We start from the raw sequence: 18,251 nt of genomic DNA on the forward strand, positions 1-18,251 counted from the left end.
CGTCGACATGGAGAATTTCCGCGCCAAACTTCGATGCGCGGCGCGAACTCGGTCATCTCAGTTTTGAGGCATCGGTCAAATTTAACCTTTCTTAGCAAGTCTCTGTTAGCAATTCATAAAGGCGGCTTCCATCAACATGGATCACCGTCGATCCCTTGTTTTGCGTGCAGGTTCTCATGCGTCCATCGGCTGTGCCAGCAATCCTCCTCGCCGCCCTGATCCTTTCGGGATGCGCCGCCAGTTCCGGCGCCGAAGATGTGCTGACCCCTGTGCCGTCGCGGGAAACGACCAATGCCATCACCCAGCCGAGCGGCCCGATACCGGCTGCTGCCGTGGGTGATCCCACGCCGCAGGCAAGTCCGCCGCAGCAGCCGTTGAGTTGGGCTGGGCAGGTTCCGGAGCCGCAGGCTCTCGTGCCCGCAGACAGGCCGGTCGGGATGCCGATGCCGACGGAAAGGCCGGTGGCGATGCTCATGCCCGCCAACCCGGGGATCGATCCCGACGTCGGTACGAAATCGCCGACACGCTCGCGAATTTACGGTCACCGCTTCCGCGACGCCAAGCCGATCAATTTCGGCTCCACGTCACCCAGAAAGCTAGCCGTGCACGGCGTCGACGTGTCGCGTTGGCAAGGCGAGATCGACTGGGAAACGCTGCGGCAGCAGGGCGCGAACTTCGTCTACATCAAGGCGACCGATGGTGGCGATCACCTCGACCCGATGTTCAAGAAGAACTGGCGCCGGGCCAAGGAAGCCGGTCTGAAACACGGCGCCTATCACTTCTTCTATTGGTGCCGGACAGCCGGCGAGCAGGCCGACTGGTTCATCCGCAACGTGCCGAGGGAAGCCAACGCACTTCCGCCCGTTATCGATGTCGAATGGAACGGCGAATCCAGCTGCAAGCGGCGCATTTCTCCCGCCCGCGTCCGGGAAAAAATGCAGGTCTTCATGGACAAGCTGGAACGCTATTACGGCCAGCGCCCGATCATCTACACGGCGCCGGACTTCTACCGCGACAATTTGAAGGGCCAAATGCTCGACTATCCCTTCTGGCTGCGCTCGGTGGCCGCTCACCCCTCCAAGGTCTATCCGGGCCGCAAGTGGCTGTTCTGGCAATATTCCGGCTCAGGCCTTTCCGATGGCGTCGACGGCAAGATCGACCTCAACGTCTTCAACGGCAATGAAAGCGACTGGCACGACTGGGTGGCGTCGCGATAGCGAAGCTGCTTCATGGTTCTGCGCCCCGCCTATCTTGTTCCGTGCCAATCCGGAACAGATGGATAGCAATACGCCCTCACCGATAGGTCTTTGCTAACGCAACGCCTTCAGCATTCTCTAAACCCTTGCATGTACAAGACTTCATCCAGTTCTGGGGAAACGGCTGATGAGCATATCGGGCATTGCGAGCACTGCTCTTTCGGGAATGCGGGCACAGACGACGCGGGTCGGCGCGATTGCCAACAACATCGCAAACAGCAGCACGCCGGGTTATGCCAGGCTGAACACCAGCCTTGCCTCCGTTGAACCAGGCGGCGTCCAAGCGGTCGTCAGCCCGACGGCGTCGGATGTCGATCCCACCACCGAACTGACCGACCTGATCGAAGCCGAGCAGAGCTACAAGGCAAACGCCGTGGTCTTCGAGACGGGCGCCGACATGTGGGAAATGCTCATGAGCATCAAGCGCGACTGAACTCGCCCGATTTCACCGGAAACGTGCTGGCGGAAAATTTTCCGCCGGCCTGAAGGCTGTCAGTTAATGCGCCGGCTCACCCTGGCGCTGTGCGGCAAGGGCCGCGAGATCGGCAGGTTTCAGCTCGACGGATTCGCCGCAGCCGCAGGCCGATGTCTGGTTCGGGTTGGTGAAGGTGAAGCCGGAGCGCAGCGTGGTCTGCTCGAAGCCCATTTCGGTGCCGAGAAGATAGAGCACGGCCGATGGTTCGACCCAGACCTTGGCTCCGTCGCGCTCGATCAGATCGTCCTTGGCATTGGGCTCGGTCACCAGGTCGATGGTATATTCCATCCCGGCGCAACCGCCCTTCTTGATGCCGACGCGCACACCCTTGGCCTCCGGGCCAGAACTTTCGACGATCGCCTTGACGCGGGCCGCAGCCCCGTCCGTCATGCTCATGATTGCAAAGCCCATCGGCTCATTCTCCTTCCACAACCGGGGTCAAGATCCGGTGCTTCGTGATTCAAAATGTAGTCTTCCGAGGTAAACGGATCAATACCGGCTCTATCAATACCAGCCGACCGCGACCTGCGCCTCTTCGGACATACGGTCCGGCGTCCACGGCGGATCGAAAGTCATTGCGACCTCGACGCCCGACACACCTTCGACGGCGCCGACGGCATTTTCGACCCAGCCGGGCATCTCGCCGGCAACCGGGCAGCCGGGCGCTGTCAGCGTCATCATGATCTTCACCATCCGGTCATCCTCGATGTCGATTTTGTAGATCAGACCGAGTTCGAAGATGTCGGCGGGGATTTCCGGGTCGTAGACGGTCTTCAACGCACTGATGACGTCGTCGCTGAGCCGAGCCAGCTCATCGGCCGGAATGCTGGAATGCACGATGCCTTCGCGCACGTCGATCTTCTGTTCGCTTTCGTCCAGGCTCATCACGGACACTCCTCAAGCAAAGAACTTGCGCGCATATTCAAGCGCATCGGCCAGGGCATCGACCTCGGCGCGGGTATTATACATGCCGAAGGATGCACGGCATGTGGATGTGACGCCGAAGCGTTTCAAGAGCGGCATGGCACAATGCGTGCCGGCCCTGACCGCAACACCCTGCCGGTCGATCACCATCGAGACGTCATGGGCATGGATTCCGGCAAGCTCGAAGGAAAAGATACTGCCCTTATCGGGCGCCGTCCCGAATACCCGCAGCGAATTGACCGACTTCAGGCGCTCGACAGCATAAGCCGCAAGATCGGCCTCATGCCTGGAGATCGCCTCGCGACCGATCTTCTCCATATAGTCGAGCGCATAGCCCAGCCCGATCGCCTGTACGATCGGCGGCGTGCCGGCCTCGAAGCGATGTGGCGGGTCGTTATAGGTGACGGTGTCCTCGGCGACTTCGAAGATCATCTCGCCGCCGCCCTGGAACGGACGCATCTCCTGCAGCCGCTCCTTCTTGCCGTAGAGTACGCCGATGCCGGATGGGCCGTAGAGCTTGTGGCCGGTCATGACATACCAGTCGCAATCGATATCCTGCACGTCGACGGGCAGATGCACGGCGCCCTGGCTGCCGTCGATCAGCACCGGGATACCGCGCTCATGCGCGATCCGGCAGACTTCCTTGACGGGAACGATCGTGCCGAGCGCATTCGACATATGGGTGATGGCGACGAGCTTGGTGCGCTCCGTCAGGCTCTTCTCGAAATCCTCGATATGGAAAGCGCCCTCGTCATCGACAGGCACCCAGACGAGTTTGGCGCCCTGCCGCTCACGGATGAAGTGCCAGGGCACGATGTTGGAATGGTGCTCCATGATCGTCAAGACGATCTCGTCGCCCTCGCCGATTTTGGGCATGCCCCAGCCATAGGCGACGGTATTGATCGCTTCCGTCGAGTTCTTGGTGAAGACGATGTCATCAACCGAGGGCGCATTGAGGAAACGGCGGACTTTCTCGCGCGCTGCCTCATAGGCATCCGTCGCCGCATTGGAGAGATAGTGCAGGCCGCGATGCACATTGGCATATTCGTGGGCGTAGGCATGCGAGATAGCGTCGATCACCACCTGCGGCTTTTGGGCCGAAGCGCCGTTGTCGAGATAGACCAGCGGCTTGCCGTGCACCTTCTCCGCCAGGATCGGAAAATCCCGGCGGATGGCTTCGACGTCGTACTCAGTGGCCGGCACGATCTTGTCCATTGATGTATCCGATCAGGCGTGCTTTTCGAGCCAGGCCGAAATCACGCCTTCCAGCGCTTCGACCAGGGCTTCGTCTTCCAGTTCCTCGACGATCTCGGCGACGAACGCGTTGACCAGCATGGCCCGCGCGATCTTCTCCGGAATACCGCGCGCCATCAGATAGTAAAGATGATTGGCGTCGATATCGGTCACCGTCGCCCCATGGCCGCACTGCACATCGTCTGCGAAGATTTCGAGCTCGGGCTTGACCGAGAATTCGGCATCGTCGGACATCAGCAACGTGTTGCAGGCCATCTTAGCATCGGTCTTCTGCGCATCGGGCGCAACCCGGATCATCCCCTGAAAGACGCCCTTGGCCCGGTCGAAGACGACGTTGCGGATCACTTCTGTCGAGCCGGTATGCGGCACGTCGTGGCCGAGCACCATCGTTACGTCGGTATGGCTTTCTGCCCCAAGCAGGTTGATACCGCGCAGGGTCAGATCAGCGCCCTCGCCCGTCACCTTGATATGCAACTCCTGGCGCACCAGCTTGCCGCCGGCGTTGATGACGAACAGCCGGAGCTTTGCATCGGCGCCGAGATCGACGCGGATCTGGCCGAGATGCGTATCGTCGCCCCCCTGCTGCTGCAGGATGATCCAGGTCAGCTCGGCGCCTTCGCCGACAGCAATGTCGCTGACGTGAGACACGAGCGCGGCATCGCCTGATACCGCAAGGTGACGCTCGATGAAGGTCGCCTTGACGCCGGCGCCGAAGGACACGGGAAGGCGCGTATGTGCCTGCCCGCCGGCATGGACGAACTGGATTTCAACGGGATTTTCAAGCTCGGTATCGGCAGGCACGTCGACGACATAGCCGTCGCGCACGAAGCTGCCGTTGATGCGGCCGACCGCGTCGTCGCTGCCGAGCGCATCGAGCCTGTCCGCGGCGGAGCCGTCGAGCAGACGTTCGGAATAGGCCGAAACGCCAAGACCGTCGACCGTCGCCTTCTGGTTGGAATGGCCCTGGATCACCGTCAGCACTGCGGAATCAGCAACGAGCGGCTCCAAAGCCTCCGAGCCGGCATCACCCGCCTGCGGCGGGACAGTGCGCAGAAGATTCTTGAGGTCGGTATAGTGCCAGGCTTCGATGCGGCGCGTCGGCAGGCCGCCCTTCTTCAGGTCGTCGAGAAGCCGGTCGCGCAGAGCCGTCACCGCACCGTTGCCCGGCAAATCGCCGATCTGATGGTTGAAGGCCTCGATCAGCGCCGCTTCGGCCGCGGTCAGGCGGCTCGTCGTCTGCATGTTCATGGACGTCGTCCTTTCCACCCGAACTCAGGCCGCCGCGCCGATGATGTCGGCATAGCCGTTGGCCTCAAGCTCATGCGCCAGCGTCTTGTCGCCCGACTTGATCACCTGGCCCTTGTAGAGCACGTGAACCGTATCCGGCACGATATAGTCGAGCAGGCGCTGGTAATGGGTGATGACCACGACGGCGCGATCCGGCGAGCGCAGCGCGTTGACCCCGTCGGCAACGATCTTCAGCGCGTCGATGTCGAGGCCGGAATCGGTTTCGTCGAGCACGCAGAGTTTCGGCTCCAGCAGCGCCATCTGCAGGATCTCGGCGCGCTTCTTCTCGCCGCCGGAAAAGCCGACGTTGAGCGGCCGCTTCAGCATCTCGGTATTAATCTGCAGCTTGCCCGCGGCATCCTTGACGCGGCGCATGAAGTCAGGCGTCGTCAGCTCGTCTTCGCCGCGCGCCTTGCGCTGCTCGTTCATCGCCACCTTGAGGAACTGCATGGTGGCGACACCCGGAATTTCGACAGGATACTGGAAGGCCAGGAAAATGCCCTTGGCGGCGCGCTCGGCCGGATCGAGCTCGAGAATGCTCTCGCCGTTATAGAGAATGTCGCCCTCGGTGACCTCGTAGTCGCTGCGGCCGGACAGCACATAGGAGAGCGTCGATTTGCCGGAGCCGTTCGGCCCCATGATCGCGGCAACTTCGCCGGCCTTCACCGTCAGGTTCAGGCCACGGATGATCTCGGTGCCGTCCTCGGCGATGCGGGCATGAAGGTTTCTGATTTCAAGCATCTTTGTTTCCTGCGTTTTCTCTGCGCAGCTCATCAGAGCCTCGCGTAATTTCTAAGGACATCAACATGTTGGGCTCGGTGCTATCGCCAAAAGAAACGGATGACACGGAAAACCGCGACCGTTACGAGCCAAAGCCATTCGAGAAATTCCGGGTCCCCTGAACGATCTTTCCCGGCTTTTCCATGCGCTGCTGGAGAAACACATAGGGCTGCTCCGGCGGCTTCTCGGTTTCATATCTCTGCTCGCGGGGGCGAATTTTCGCCAATATCTCTCCGCGCATATTCTCCAGACGTCCAAGAATGCGCTTCTTGTCCGTCTCGTTCATGTTAGCCGACCGAGCCTTCCAGCGAGATGCTAATCAGCTTCTGCGCCTCGACCGCAAACTCCATCGGCAGTTCCTGCAGGACTTCCTTGACGAAGCCGTTGACGATCAGTGCGATCGCCGCTTCGGTCGGGATGCCGCGCTGCAGGCAGTAGAACAGCTGGTCCTCGGAGATCTTCGAGGTCGTGGCCTCATGCTCGAACTGTGCCGTCGAGTTCTTCGCCTCGATATAGGGCACGGTATGGGCGCCGCACTTGTCCCCGATCAGCAGCGAATCGCACTGGGTGAAGTTGCGTGCGTTCGACGCCTTGCGGTGGGCCGAGACCTGGCCGCGATAGGTGTTGTTGGAAACACCGGCCGCGATGCCCTTGGAGACGATGCGGCTCGACGTGTTCTTGCCGAGATGGATCATCTTGGTGCCGCTGTCGATCTGCTGGTGGCCGTTGGAGACGGCGATCGAATAGAACTCGCCGCGGCTATCGTCGCCGCGCAGGATGCAGGACGGATATTTCCAGGTGATCGCCGAGCCGGTTTCGACCTGCGTCCAGGAGATCTTCGAGCGGTCGCCGCGGCAATCGCCGCGCTTGGTGACAAAGTTGTAGATGCCGCCCTTGCCGTTCTTGTCGCCCGGATACCAGTTCTGCACCGTCGAATATTTGATCTCGGCGTCATCGAGCGCAACGAGTTCGACCACGGCGGCATGAAGCTGGTTTTCGTCGCGCTGCGGGGCCGTGCAGCCTTCGAGATAGGAGACGTAGGCGCCCTCTTCCGCGATGATCAGCGTGCGCTCGAACTGGCCGGTGCCCTTCTCGTTGATGCGGAAATAGGTGGAAAGCTCCATCGGGCAACGAACACCCTTCGGAACGAACACGAAGGAACCATCGGTGAAGACGGCCGAATTCAGCGTCGCATAATAGTTGTCGCTCGTCGGAACGACGGAGCCGAGATACTTCTGCACCAGTTCCGGATGCTCGCGGATCGCTTCCGAGATCGACATGAAGATCACGCCGGCCTTCTTCAGCTCTGCCTTGAAGGTGGTGACCACCGAAACGCTGTCAAAGACGGCGTCGACGGCGATCCTCGGCTTCTCGACGCCAGCCAGGATTTCCTGCTCCTTCAACGGAATGCCGAGCTTTTCATAGACCTTCAGCAGTTCCGGATCGACCTCGTCGAGCGACTTCGGACCGGGCGTGCTCTTCGGCGCGGCGTAAAAATAGATGTCGTTGAAATCGATCTTCGGATAATTGACGCGCGCCCAGGTCGGCTCTTCCAGCGTCAGCCAGCGCCGATAGGCCTCGAGACGCCATTCCAGCATCCATTCCGGCTCCTGCTTCTTGGCAGAAATGAAGCGGATGATATCCTCGGACAGGCCCTTGGGCGCCTTGTCCATTTCGATGACGGTCTCGAAACCGTATTTGTACTGGTCCACATCGATCAGGCGGACCTGGTCGATTGTTTCCTGCACCGCAGCCATTTCATTCTCCAATCTCGCCGGATACAAGGTCCGGCAGCTTGTAGCGTCTGGGCAATTCACTTGCCCTTCTCGTCGGGCAAGTACTTAGCCTGATGTAAGAGGCCAAAAGGGACTTTTCAGCCCGATTGGCAAGCGGAAATTTGCGTTTCCGCAAGTTTGTGAGGCGGTCAGGCCGCCTCGCCCGCCGGCTTGCGCCGGCAGGCAATCTTCGCGAAAGCCGCAATCGCCCTGTCGACATCCTCTTCGGTCGTCGAAAAGCCGAGTGAGATGCGTAGCGCCCCAAGCTTGGCGTCGCGGCCCATCGCCGTCAGCACATGGCTTTCGCCGAGCCGACCGGACGAGCAGGCCGAACCCGCAGAAAGTGCCACGCCTTCGAGATCGAAAGCGATCTGCCCGGTCTCAGCCTTCAACCCCGGCAGGGTGAAGAAAATGGTATTGGCGACGCGCTCGCCGCCCTCGCCATGGATCATCACATCGCAGGCCACCTGGCGCATGCCGGCTTCCAGCCGCTCGCGCATGGCACCGATCGCCGCGTTGCGCGTCTCGAGTTCCTCTACCGCAGCCTCAGCCGCCGCGCCGAAGCCGATCAGCGCCAGTGAATTCTGTGTCCCCGAGCGGTGACCTCGCTCCTGCCCGCCGCCCTGGATCAGCGGCCGCGGCATCAGCGCCTCGCCGCGCGCAATCAGCGCGCCCGCACCCTTCGGCCCGCCGATCTTGTGCGAGGAGACGATCATAAAATCGGCGCCGATCCGGTTGATGTCGAGCCCGATGCGCCCGGCCGCCTGCACGGCATCGACGACGAAGAGCCCGCCATGGGCGTGAACGATTTTAGCCGCTGCCTCGACAGGCTGGACGATACCCGTCTCGTTATTGACCAGCATGATGGCGACCATCGGCAGGCCGGCGGCCTTATCATGAGCGTCGAGCAGGGTAGCGAGCGCATCGAGATCGACGATGCCGGCTTCCGTTACCGGGATTTCCGTCATCTTCTCTCTGGCGAAGCGGCCGCCTTCGCGCACCGCCGGATGTTCGATCGCCGAAAAATACAGACGGCCGAGTTGAAGCGGCGTCCGGCCCATGCGGAAATCCGGCGTCAGCACCAGATTGGCGGCCTCGGTCGCGCCGCTGGTAAAGACCACATTGCCGGCGTCGGTGCCGACCAGAGCCGCCACTTTGCGCCGTGCGCCTTCGATCGCGGCGCGGGCGGCGCGGCCTTCGCCGTGAACCGAATTTGGATTGCCGAAAATGTCGATGGCGCGCATGATCGCCTCGCGCGCTGCGGGGTGCAGCGGCGCTGTGGCATTCCAGTCGAGATAAAGGCGTGGCGGCGCCATGATCTTCAGTCCTGCGCTTGACGAGCTTGCTTCAGCACCCGCGGCTCATTTTTCTTGAAATTTCCGCCGGGCTTGCCTTATGACACATTCCACGATGCGTGGATCGCCATGCAAGTTTCGAATTGTTCTAAACTGCGTTTTAGAAAAGCTGACAACACTAGTCAAGTCATGTTGTCGTCCAACGCAGCGCGAACGCGAAATAAACCCGGAGTACCAATGCCCGAAGTTATTTTCAACGGCCCAGCCGGCCGTCTTGAAGGCCGCTACCAGCCCTCCAAGGAAAAAAGCGCGCCCATCGCCCTGATCCTGCATCCGCATCCGCAGTTCGGCGGCACGATGAACAATCAGATCGTCTACCAGCTCTTCTACATGTTCCAGAAGCGCGGGTTCACGACGCTGCGCTTCAATTTCCGGGGCATCGGCCGCAGCCAGGGCGAATTCGACCATGGCGCCGGCGAACTCTCGGATGCAGCCTCCGCGCTCGACTGGGTGCAGAGCCTGCATCCCGATTCGAAGACCTGCTGGGTCGCCGGTTATTCCTTCGGGTCCTGGATCGGCATGCAGCTCCTGATGCGCCGGCCGGAGATCGAGGGCTTCATGTCGATTGCCCCGCAGCCGAATACCTACGACTTCTCCTTCCTGGCGCCCTGCCCTTCTTCCGGCCTGATCATCAACGGCGAGGCCGACAAGGTGGCACCGGAAAAAGATGTCAACGGCCTGGTGGAGAAACTGAAGACCCAGAAGGGCATCCTCATCACCCACCGCACCGTTGCCAACGCCAACCACTTCTTCAACGGCCAGGTGGAAACGCTGATGGGCGAATGCGAGGATTACCTCGACCGTCGCCTCAACGGTGAATTGGTGCCGGAACCGGCCGCCAAGCGGATCCGCTGACGCCATAACACGAGCCCGTCTTCTCCCTGTGGAGACGGGCCGGACACAACCCCGCCGGCTGTGCCAGAACAGATCACCTATCGTGTTGCAATATATATTGCAGTGCGGTAGGGTCCTCGCGATCCTAACTAAAGCGAGGTCCGCAATGACCAAGTCGTTCGGGGAAGTCCTGGATAAGTATAGGGGTATCGGTCCGGGGTTCGACTTTCTTCGAATTGGACTCGCCTTTTCTATCGTATTAACGCATTCGTTTTTGCTGACGCGGAATGATGCCTTCATCAGAGGGTCGGTATTCTGGTTCACCGAATACGCTCTTGTTCCGATGTTTTTCGCTTTGAGCGGATTTCTGATTGCCGGCAGCGCCCAGCGCCTGAGCCTGGGGAATTTTCTGATCAATCGCGGCTTGCGCATCGTTCCGGCACTTGCCGTCGATATCGTCGTTTGTTCGCTGATCATCGGACCGATCGTAACGATCGTCTATCACGCCGAATATTTTACCGATCCGCGGTTTTTCAAATACTTCCTGAATATCGTCGGCTGGATCCATTACGAGCTGCCGGGCGTCTTCCAGGATAATCCGAGCCAGCGTGTCAACGGCGCTCTCTGGACGGTTCCCTGGGAGATCTTCTGCTACATCATCATGTCATTCCTGATGATCACCGCCATCGTGAAGACGCGCTACAAGCTGCTCGGCGTGACGATCGCCTACATCGTCATCGGTCTCATCGTACAGAAGATGCCCTATCTGTTGCCCGGTTCAATCAAGCCGATCGCGCGCTTCCTGTTCATGAGCCGCGGCTCCCAGCTGATAACGGCCTTCATGATGGGCATCGTCGTCTTTCAGTTCAAATCGGTCGTTCCGCATTCCCGCTGGCTTTTCGCCGCCGCCTGCCTGGTTTGCATCGTCGCCATCCTCACCCTCGACAGCCGATCGATCGAGTCGGTGATCAACCGGCCGATCGTCATCACCTCGCTCGTCTACATCACAGTCTTCATCGGCCTGTCGGAGGTGCCCATTCCGGCCTTTTTCAGGAAAGGTGACTATTCCTACGGCGTCTATCTCTACCATGATCCGTTCTTGCAGATCTGGATCAGCGCGTTCCCCTCAATCTTTCTCTACCCGAAATATGGTGCGCTGGCGCTCTATCTGGTCGGCCTGCCCTCGGCTCTCGCCGTCGCGGTGCTGTCCTGGCATTTCATCGAGAAACCCATCCTCGGCCTTCGCAAGAAATTCTCGTTCATCGCCCAGGTCAGGGGAGTCGAGGATGGCAATCACGCTGGGCACGGATCCAATGTCCGGCCAGTCGCCGTCAAAAGTTAGGGCTTCGCCAGCCGCATATCGGCGGTGAGTTCAAAAGCCGTGTCAAGCACTCCATCGATCAGGATCGGCGTGCGTTCGCGCATGCCGATCTTTTGGAGGACGCGCTGCGAGGCGATGTTTTCGGGATGCGTGAAGGCGATGAAGCCGGGTGCCAACTGCCTGTCGAAGAACCAGTCGGAAAGCGCGATTGCCGCCTCGGTTGCCATGCCCTTGCCCCACGCTTCCTCGCGCAGGGAATAACCAAGTTCGAACTGCTCGCCCCTGAACTTTGAAATGCCGGCGCGGCCGAGGAAACCGCCATCCTCGGCGACGATCTTGTATTTGGTCGTGCCGTCGCGTGCCTGTTCCACGAACCAGCCCCGCAGCCGCTCTTCGGCCTTCTCCAGGCTCCATGGCGCCTGGCCGGGAAGATATCGGGTCGTCGCCATGGTCGAATGCAGCTGCTGCACCAGGGCCGCATCGCCTTCGTCCCACATGACAAAGCTGAGCCGTGGCGTCTTCAGTATGACCTGCTGCTGTCTCATGGCGTTGCCAGCACCCCACCGCTGACGGCGGCGCCCACCCCCGTCGTGCCGGGAAATGTCAGCGGCAGCCCGTCCAGCGAGCGCACGGCGAGATAGGCCCAGGCCTCGGCCTCCATCGCATCGCCGTCAAAGCCGGCCTGTTCGGCCGTCAATACCTTCGAGCCCAGCCTTTCGGCCATAGCCGAAAACTCCGCCATCACGGTGGCGTTCAGCCGCCCGCCGCCGCAGACGATATAGATCGATGGGTTCTCGGGCAGGAAGCCGGCAGATTTGATGATCGAGGCGGCGGCGATATGCGCCAGTGTGCGGGCGCCGTCCTCGAGGCTCGCCTCCTCGGGCCGCAGCGGCGCGAAATCGCCGCGATCGAGCGAACGGCGAACATTGCCGCGGAAGAACGGGCTTTGCAGATACCGTTCCGCGAGAGCGGCCACGACCTTGCCGCGCCCGCCGATCTCGCCGCCGGGATCATAAGTTTTGCCGGTCTGCATCTCCACCCACTGGTCGATCAGCGTATTGCCCGGCCCGCTGTCGAAGGCCGCGATCCGGCCATCCGTACCAATGAATGTCAGATTGGAGATACCACCGATATTGACGAAACACACCGCCTGTCCCGCCTGCTGGAATTTTCCTGCGAGTGCCGCGTGATAGGCCGGCACCAGCGGCGCACCCTGCCCGCCATGAACCATGTCGTTGGCGCGCATGTCATAGACCACCGATATGCCGGTCCGGCGCGCCAATTCCCCCCCGTCGCCGATCTGGATCGTCAATCCTTCATCCGGGCGATGAAGCACGGTCTGGCCATGAAAACCGAGAACATCGACGGCATCGGCAGAAAGCTCGAAACGCTCCAGAAATGCCGTAACGGCAGTTGCATGCCGCAAGGTCAGCTCAAGCTCGATCCGGCGAAGCTCCTCCGGCCGTTCACGCCTGTCGCGAAGCGGCCGCGCCAGTTCCAGCGCTCGTTTCAGCCGCCGGCGAAAATCGGCATCATAGGGCACGCCCATGAACGGCCCGCGCTCGATGAAGCCGCGGCCGTCGGTCCTGATCAGCGCGACGTCGATTCCGTCCATCGACGTCCCACTCATCAGGCCGATCGCAGTCCTGATGACATCCATGAGGCTTGCCTCCCATGCGATTCCCGGATGCACTTTTATAAAAACAGTGCTAAACGCGCCGCGACAGATCAACAACAACGAACTTGCGCGAGCCCCACGGGTCGAACGCAGACACTAAGAGACGAAACCCATGTCCGAGTTCAAGTCCGATTTCCTCCGCACGCTGAAAGAGCGCGGCTTCATTCATCAGATCTCTGATGAAAGCGGCCTCGACGACCTGTTCGCCAAGGAAACCGTGACGGCCTATATCGGCTATGACCCGACGGCATCCAGCCTCCATGTCGGCCATCTCACGCAGATCATGATGCTGCACTGGCTGCAGGCGACGGGCCATCGCCCGATCTCGCTGATGGGCGGCGGCACCGGCATGGTCGGCGATCCTTCCTTCAAGGAGGAGGCCCGCAAGCTGATGACGATCGAGACGATCGAAGAAAATATCGCATCGATCAAGCGCTGCTTTTCGAACTATCTCGATTACGGCAAGCCCGGCAACGCCGCACTGATGATCAACAATGCCGAATGGCTGCGTACGTTGAATTACCTGGAGTTCCTGCGCGATGTCGGCCGCCATTTCTCGGTCAACCGCATGCTGTCCTTCGACAGTGTGAAGACGCGCCTCGACCGCGAGCAGTCGCTGTCCTTCCTGGAATTCAACTACATGATCCTCCAGGCCTACGACTTCGTCGAGCTTGCCAAGCGCTACGATTGCCGCCTGCAGATGGGCGGTTCGGACCAGTGGGGCAATATCGTCAACGGCATCGATCTCGGTCACCGCATGGGGACGCAGCAGCTCTATGCGCTGACCTCGCCGCTGTTGACGACGTCATCGGGCGCCAAGATGGGTAAATCGGCATCCGGCGCGGTCTGGCTGAATGCCGATCTGCTGCCTGTCTATGACTTCTGGCAATATTGGCGCAATACCGAAGACGCCGATGTGCCGCGCTTCCTCAAGCTCTTCACCACTCTGCCGATGGATGAAGTCGCCCGGCTTTCGGCGATCGGCGGGTCGGAACTGAACGAGGTCAAGAAGATCCTGGCGACCGAAGTCACCGCGATCCTGCATGGCCGCCCGGCCGCTGAACAGGCCGCCGAAACGGCGCGCAAGACCTTCGAGGAAGGTGGCCTCTCGGAAAACCTGCCTTCGGTCGACGTGCCCGCCTCCGAACTCGACGCGGGCATCGGCCTGCTGTCGCTGATCGTTCGTGCCGGCCTTGCCGCGTCGAATGGCGAAGCTCGCCGTCACGTCCAGGGCGGCGCTGTCCGCATCAACGACGAGGCGGTCAGCGACGAACGCAAGATGATCGGTAGCGGCGAAATCACCGCCGACGGCATCATCAAGCTCTCGCTCGGCAAGAAGAAGCACATCCTGATCCGCCGCGCGGCGTAAGCGGCCTCAATTGCGAACAGATACCGAAGCCGGCGTCCACGCCGGCTTTTCTGTGTTTAGCCACGGCGGCGAGGAGATCATTCAGCTCTTTGCTGGTTTTCAGCGTCATTCCGTTTGGTCTCTCGAAGAAGATAGCCCGGCGGATCAATGTTTGAAGCCGGCTTCACCCGCGACCACCAACTGATCGAGAAGATCGGCGGCGTCACCGTCGCGTCGAGGGGAACCGCAAGGATATGGCCGGAGCGGATGCTCTCGGGCGGCTTTGGCCGCGCGCCCTTCTCCGCAGAATACGAAGCCTGATGGCCGATCGAGACGACGATCATGACGGCCGATGCGAAAGAGACTGTCCGGGAGCACTGCATGGCATTCTCCGACGGCCGTTGTTTCCGAGCTGACCGCAGATTACATCAGAATGCACTAAAATACGCTCTTCAGCGATAACGAAATTGCCGGCAGGTGGAATAGCCCCGCCCGCCAAGCGCAGCCTCCTTGCTGAACTGGACCGAGCGGATGATACGGATGCGCAAGAAAGCTCTTGGCTGCTTCACTGGAATTCGAAGATCTGCCGGAAAACACCGGGCGCGATGATCGACAACGGGTTGATCTGCAGGTTCGGCTGGTCGAACTTGCCCGTCAGCTTGAAGGTGATGCCGATCAGGCCGCGGTCGCTGCCGTTGCCGAGGATGACGCCGATCAGCGGCAGTTCAGCAAAGAGCCGGTTGAGGCCGTAGGCCGGCATGAAGGTGCCGGTCATGTCCATATTGCCCTTGCGGTCACGCACGATGCCTTGGAAGGTTGCGCCGATCTGGTCGCCGCGCAGCACGCCGTTCTCGATGCCGACCATACCATTGCGCGAGACGACACGGGCAAAGCCACGCTGGAAGCGCTGCGACGAGGTATCGATATCGCGCTTGACGGCTTCGTTGAGGCTGCGCTGCTCGCTTCCGACAGGCGTCGAAACGATCGAGCGCAGGCGTTGTTCGTTGACGATCGCGAAGCGGCGGACGTCGAGCGAACCATCCCAGCCGCCCTCTGCCCCCAGCCGGATCGCCAGATTGAGCAGGCCGCCCTGCATGTGCTGGTAGAGGTCGGCGAAACGCGACACCGCGCCGGCATCGCCGCTGGTGATGTTGATGACGCCGCCGTCCTTCATCTGGCTGACCACGGCCTCGCCGCTGTCGGTAACGGCGGAGAAATTGAGCGTCTGCAGCTTGTCGCCGCGCAGTGATATCTGCGCCTGGAAATTGCCGATCTTCTCGTCGTTGAAGCCGATGACGTTTTTCAGCCTGGCGCGCACCGATACGCCGGTGTCGCCGGCATCGCCACCACCATCGCCGTCAGAGCCCGATTTCAACCGCGCGATGACAGGCCGTGCATCGGCGCTGTCGCCGGAGACCGAGACGTCGAAATTGCCCTTGCTGCGTTTCACCGACAGGGCGAAATCGTCGAGCGAGGAGAGCTTGACGCTGTCGAAATCAGCCGAGATTAGCCCGCCTTTGCCAATGTTCAGCGATCCGTTGGCACCGAAGCCGTCGCCCTTCAGCCGGAAGTTCTTGATCTCGGTATTGTCGGCCGGGCCGGAGGTTTCGAATTCGGCCGTGGCCGCAATGCCGCTGCCCTTCGACCAGCCGATCCACGGCAGGTCGAGTTGCGACTTGGTGAGGTCGAGCTGGACGTCCTGCCGGTCGTCGTCGATCCGCGTCAGCACCATCTTCACGCTGCCGCCGATGATGCCGGAAAGGCCGGGTATCAGCTTGTTGCGCTGGTCTTCGGACAGCGTCGCGGTGATCACCCGCTGCCGCTTCGCGCTGTCGGATGCCTCGACCGGCTCAGTAAGATCGATATCGGCCGGGACGCCATCGATCTGGGCCTTGGCGTCAAGGGTGATCTGTTTCGGATTGCCGTTCAGCGTGCCGTCGAGATTGCTGATCGTGCGGCCGGAAAACGGCTTGGCAAGATCAATATCGGTGAGCTTCATTGCCGCCGTCCATTCGGCCGGCGGTGGGTTCTGCGAGGAGAGCAGGCCGAAATGCGCCTTCACATGCGCCTCGATCCGCCCCTTGAGATCGTCGGGCGTAAAGCCGGCGCGCTGCAGCACCCGCACCGGCCGGTAGGTCAGAAGCTCGCCAACGGCGTCCGCTGCCCCGGAGACCGCGAGATCGATATCCGCCATCAGCGGCTTGTCGTAGGTGGCAGGCATTATGAACGTCCCCTGCCCGAGACCGACGGAACGGCCGGAGGGGAAATAGGACGTGCCGCTCTTGATCGCGATCGTCGCGACGGGGCCGGTCAGGTCGAAATGGGCTGACGTGTCGCGGATCGGCGGAATGTCGCCGGCGACGTTCATCCGCGCGCCCGCGATGTCGAAGCCGATGCGGATCTGGTTGGCGTCGAGCTTCAACCCCCTGCCGCCGGCCGCCTCGTCCAGCCTGCCGAAGGGAATGAAGACTGATATGGCGGCGTTGGTGACGGTGCCGCCGAAGAGGTTGCCGTGTACCCAGGTGCGCACCTTGGGCGCCATCCAGAAGGGCCAGAGCTGCTTGATCGCCGTCGTCTGCAGTTGTGCTGACTGGCCGGCAAAGCTGATCTCCGGCGATTTGTCCCCGAGCTTGACATCAAGTGATCCGTAAAGCGCGCCGAGTGGGCTGGAGACAGTCATGTTGGGAAACTGGAATTCCCGCCCAGCGACCATGTAGCGACCGGTCGCCTGGATGTCGAAGGAGAGCGGCTGCTCGCCGGAGCCGCCTGGGGCTGCCGTGCCGCCGCTGACGAGGAGGTCGATGCCGAAGCCTTTGCCGGCCTGCGGATCGAGCTTGTCGAGATCGATGAGCGCACCGTTGATCGGGACCGTGGTCGCGCCGAACCGGGCGTTCGACCGGGCGATTTCGAGCGTCTGCTTGTCGAAATCGTAGACGAGGTTGATTTGCCCGCCCGACAGCTCCTGCGGATCGCCATCCGCATAGATCAGGCCGGCACCGATGTCGACCGTCGTCGCCAGCGCCGGCTGCACGCCATCGCGCCCCCGGGTGGCCGACACCGTGAGGTCGGCAAAGGCGTTGAGCCCCTGGCGTATGGCGCCCTGATCGTTGCGTTTCAGCCCGAAGGGCGTGAGGTCGGCATGCCTCAGCGTCGCCACGACCTTCGACACGTGGCCGCCTTCCTTCTCGGCCAGCACGTCGAGCTCCGCCACCTCACCGTTGAGCGCGACTTCGCCGGTCAATTGCAACGAGGACGGGCCGGCATGGGCAAAGACGAGATTGTCGATGACGAGCGACAGCGGACCGTTGGCGGTATCGGCAAGCTTGATGTCGATGCCGGAGATGCGCACCGAATTGGTCGAGCCGCGGGTCACGATACTGTCGAATATGTCGAACTGCGAGAAGATCTTCTCCATCGCCGCCGGCATAGCGTCGATGCGCAGGTCGTCGAGCTTGACGGGATTGCCGGACGGCAGAAGCGCGGTATCGAGCGCGATATCCTCCGCTTCGATGTCCGCGACGGCGATACGGCCGCGGAAAAGCTGCAGCGGATCGAGCCCCAGGCGCACCGAACCCGTCGTCGACAGGTGCTGGCCACTCTCCTGGTCGATCATGTTAACGTTGCGCGCTTCAAGCGCCAGCCGAAAGTCCGAGGTGAAGCGGATGACGGTGGAGCCGACCTCGGCACGGTAGCGCGGTCCGGCCACGCTATTCAGCGCCGCCTGCGCCTGCTGCGACAGCGGCTTGTCGAACATGCCGCTCTCGACGGTGAAGACGATCGCCGCGAGAATAAGCAGAATCAGCCCCAGAAATCCGAGCGTCAGCTTCGCCGTGCGTCGCATTGGCGAACGCGGCGGCGGGCAATGGACGATGATCGGATCCTCGGCCTGGGCGGACGGCAAGCGGTCCAGCGCAACGATATCCTTCTTGCGAAACGTGACCTTTTCGCCGCGGATGGCTGACAT

General features: G+C 61.3%; 16 protein-coding genes and 1 pseudogene. 5 read left to right on the top strand and 12 right to left on the bottom strand.

The features are described from left to right. The first annotated feature begins 176 nt into the window (after window positions 1-176). Window positions 177-1,217 (top strand): GH25 family lysozyme, encoded by a 1,041-nt coding sequence (locus QMO82_RS12440; RefSeq protein ID WP_183607222.1) that lies wholly within the window; start codon window positions 177-179, stop codon window positions 1,215-1,217. 166 nt (window positions 1,218-1,383) lie between these two features. Continuing rightward, a complete protein-coding gene (locus QMO82_RS12445) occupies window positions 1,384-1,689 on the top strand; it encodes a flagellar basal body rod protein FlgC (RefSeq protein ID WP_183607221.1) in 306 nt (101 codons plus the stop codon). 63 nt (window positions 1,690-1,752) lie between these two features. Here QMO82_RS12445 and sufA read toward each other — a convergent pair whose 3' ends face one another. From sufA to QMO82_RS12485, 8 genes and pseudogenes are all read right to left on the bottom strand, one after another. Beyond that, window positions 1,753-2,142, bottom strand: a complete 390-nt coding sequence (gene sufA, locus QMO82_RS12450; protein WP_183607220.1) for a Fe-S cluster assembly scaffold SufA — start codon at window positions 2,140-2,142, stop codon at window positions 1,753-1,755. A 93-nt stretch (window positions 2,143-2,235) separates the two neighbouring features. Next, a complete protein-coding gene (locus QMO82_RS12455) occupies window positions 2,236-2,616 on the bottom strand; it encodes an SUF system Fe-S cluster assembly protein (RefSeq protein ID WP_003559708.1) in 381 nt (126 codons plus the stop codon). A 12-nt stretch (window positions 2,617-2,628) separates the two neighbouring features. Further along, window positions 2,629-3,870, bottom strand: a complete 1,242-nt coding sequence (locus tag QMO82_RS12460; RefSeq protein WP_183607219.1) for a cysteine desulfurase — start codon at window positions 3,868-3,870, stop codon at window positions 2,629-2,631. 12 nt (window positions 3,871-3,882) lie between these two features. Next, window positions 3,883-5,157: a Fe-S cluster assembly protein SufD gene (sufD, locus tag QMO82_RS12465; RefSeq protein WP_183607218.1), complete on the bottom strand. Its 1,275-nt coding sequence runs from the start codon at window positions 5,155-5,157 to the stop codon at window positions 3,883-3,885. A 24-nt stretch (window positions 5,158-5,181) separates the two neighbouring features. Further along, window positions 5,182-5,937, bottom strand: a complete 756-nt coding sequence (gene sufC / locus QMO82_RS12470; RefSeq protein ID WP_183607217.1) for a Fe-S cluster assembly ATPase SufC — start codon at window positions 5,935-5,937, stop codon at window positions 5,182-5,184. 80 nt (window positions 5,938-6,017) lie between these two features. After that, window positions 6,018-6,262: pseudogene (locus QMO82_RS12475) on the bottom strand (hypothetical protein). Window position 6,263: 1 nt separating this feature from the next. Beyond that, window positions 6,264-7,733 (bottom strand): Fe-S cluster assembly protein SufB, encoded by a 1,470-nt coding sequence (gene sufB, locus QMO82_RS12480; protein WP_183607216.1) that lies wholly within the window; start codon window positions 7,731-7,733, stop codon window positions 6,264-6,266. A gap of 167 nt (window positions 7,734-7,900) precedes the next feature. Further along, window positions 7,901-9,067, bottom strand: coding sequence for a cysteine desulfurase family protein (locus tag QMO82_RS12485; RefSeq protein WP_183607215.1), 1,167 nt, complete (start codon window positions 9,065-9,067; stop codon window positions 7,901-7,903). 216 nt (window positions 9,068-9,283) lie between these two features. Between QMO82_RS12485 and QMO82_RS12490 the strand changes: the two genes are divergently transcribed. Beyond that, complete coding sequence (locus tag QMO82_RS12490) at window positions 9,284-9,961, top strand: alpha/beta hydrolase (protein WP_003559715.1); 678 nt, start codon at window positions 9,284-9,286, stop codon at window positions 9,959-9,961. 145 nt (window positions 9,962-10,106) lie between these two features. Then, window positions 10,107-11,282: an acyltransferase gene (locus QMO82_RS12495; protein ID WP_183607214.1), complete on the top strand. Its 1,176-nt coding sequence runs from the start codon at window positions 10,107-10,109 to the stop codon at window positions 11,280-11,282. Here the strand turns inward: QMO82_RS12495 and QMO82_RS12500 are convergent. After that, complete coding sequence (locus tag QMO82_RS12500; protein WP_183607213.1) at window positions 11,279-11,806, bottom strand: GNAT family N-acetyltransferase; 528 nt, start codon at window positions 11,804-11,806, stop codon at window positions 11,279-11,281. The two genes, QMO82_RS12495 and QMO82_RS12500, sit on opposite strands and share 4 nt — an antisense overlap. After that, window positions 11,803-12,921, bottom strand: coding sequence for an anhydro-N-acetylmuramic acid kinase (locus QMO82_RS12505; protein ID WP_183607212.1), 1,119 nt, complete (start codon window positions 12,919-12,921; stop codon window positions 11,803-11,805). The genes QMO82_RS12500 and QMO82_RS12505 overlap by 4 nt, the downstream gene beginning before the upstream one ends. A gap of 130 nt (window positions 12,922-13,051) precedes the next feature. On the opposite strand from QMO82_RS12505, the gene tyrS reads away from it, so the two are divergent. Continuing rightward, window positions 13,052-14,308, top strand: coding sequence for a tyrosine--tRNA ligase (tyrS, locus tag QMO82_RS12510; protein WP_183607211.1), 1,257 nt, complete (start codon window positions 13,052-13,054; stop codon window positions 14,306-14,308). A gap of 77 nt (window positions 14,309-14,385) precedes the next feature. Here tyrS and QMO82_RS12515 read toward each other — a convergent pair whose 3' ends face one another. Next, window positions 14,386-14,670, bottom strand: coding sequence for a hypothetical protein (locus tag QMO82_RS12515; protein WP_183607210.1), 285 nt, complete (start codon window positions 14,668-14,670; stop codon window positions 14,386-14,388). A 182-nt stretch (window positions 14,671-14,852) separates the two neighbouring features. Beyond that, on the bottom strand, window positions 14,853-18,251 hold the full coding sequence (locus QMO82_RS12520) for an AsmA-like C-terminal domain-containing protein (protein ID WP_183607209.1): 3,399 nt from the start codon (window positions 18,249-18,251) through the stop codon (window positions 14,853-14,855).

The sequence above is a fragment of the Rhizobium sp. BT04 genome (genome assembly GCF_030053135.1).
In the GTDB taxonomy this organism is placed as follows: domain Bacteria; phylum Pseudomonadota; class Alphaproteobacteria; order Rhizobiales; family Rhizobiaceae; genus Rhizobium; species Rhizobium binxianense.

Coding starts and splice junctions, on each gene's coding strand:
- QMO82_RS12440 (WP_183607222.1), top strand. CDS start 177: ATGCGTCCATCGGCTGTGCCAGCAATCCTCCTCGCCGCCCTGATCCTT.
- QMO82_RS12445 (WP_183607221.1), top strand. CDS start 1,384: ATGAGCATATCGGGCATTGCGAGCACTGCTCTTTCGGGAATGCGGGCA.
- sufA (WP_183607220.1), bottom strand. CDS start 2,142: ATGGGCTTTGCAATCATGAGCATGACGGACGGGGCTGCGGCCCGCGTC.
- QMO82_RS12455 (WP_003559708.1), bottom strand. CDS start 2,616: ATGAGCCTGGACGAAAGCGAACAGAAGATCGACGTGCGCGAAGGCATC.
- QMO82_RS12460 (WP_183607219.1), bottom strand. CDS start 3,870: ATGGACAAGATCGTGCCGGCCACTGAGTACGACGTCGAAGCCATCCGC.
- sufD (WP_183607218.1), bottom strand. CDS start 5,157: ATGAACATGCAGACGACGAGCCGCCTGACCGCGGCCGAAGCGGCGCTG.
- sufC (WP_183607217.1), bottom strand. CDS start 5,937: ATGCTTGAAATCAGAAACCTTCATGCCCGCATCGCCGAGGACGGCACC.
- sufB (WP_183607216.1), bottom strand. CDS start 7,733: ATGGCTGCGGTGCAGGAAACAATCGACCAGGTCCGCCTGATCGATGTG.
- QMO82_RS12485 (WP_183607215.1), bottom strand. CDS start 9,067: ATGGCGCCGCCACGCCTTTATCTCGACTGGAATGCCACAGCGCCGCTG.
- QMO82_RS12490 (WP_003559715.1), top strand. CDS start 9,284: ATGCCCGAAGTTATTTTCAACGGCCCAGCCGGCCGTCTTGAAGGCCGC.
- QMO82_RS12495 (WP_183607214.1), top strand. CDS start 10,107: ATGACCAAGTCGTTCGGGGAAGTCCTGGATAAGTATAGGGGTATCGGT.
- QMO82_RS12500 (WP_183607213.1), bottom strand. CDS start 11,806: ATGAGACAGCAGCAGGTCATACTGAAGACGCCACGGCTCAGCTTTGTC.
- QMO82_RS12505 (WP_183607212.1), bottom strand. CDS start 12,921: ATGGATGTCATCAGGACTGCGATCGGCCTGATGAGTGGGACGTCGATG.
- tyrS (WP_183607211.1), top strand. CDS start 13,052: ATGTCCGAGTTCAAGTCCGATTTCCTCCGCACGCTGAAAGAGCGCGGC.
- QMO82_RS12515 (WP_183607210.1), bottom strand. CDS start 14,670: ATGCAGTGCTCCCGGACAGTCTCTTTCGCATCGGCCGTCATGATCGTC.
- QMO82_RS12520 (WP_183607209.1), bottom strand. CDS start 18,251: ATGTCAGCCATCCGCGGCGAAAAGGTCACGTTTCGCAAGAAGGATATC.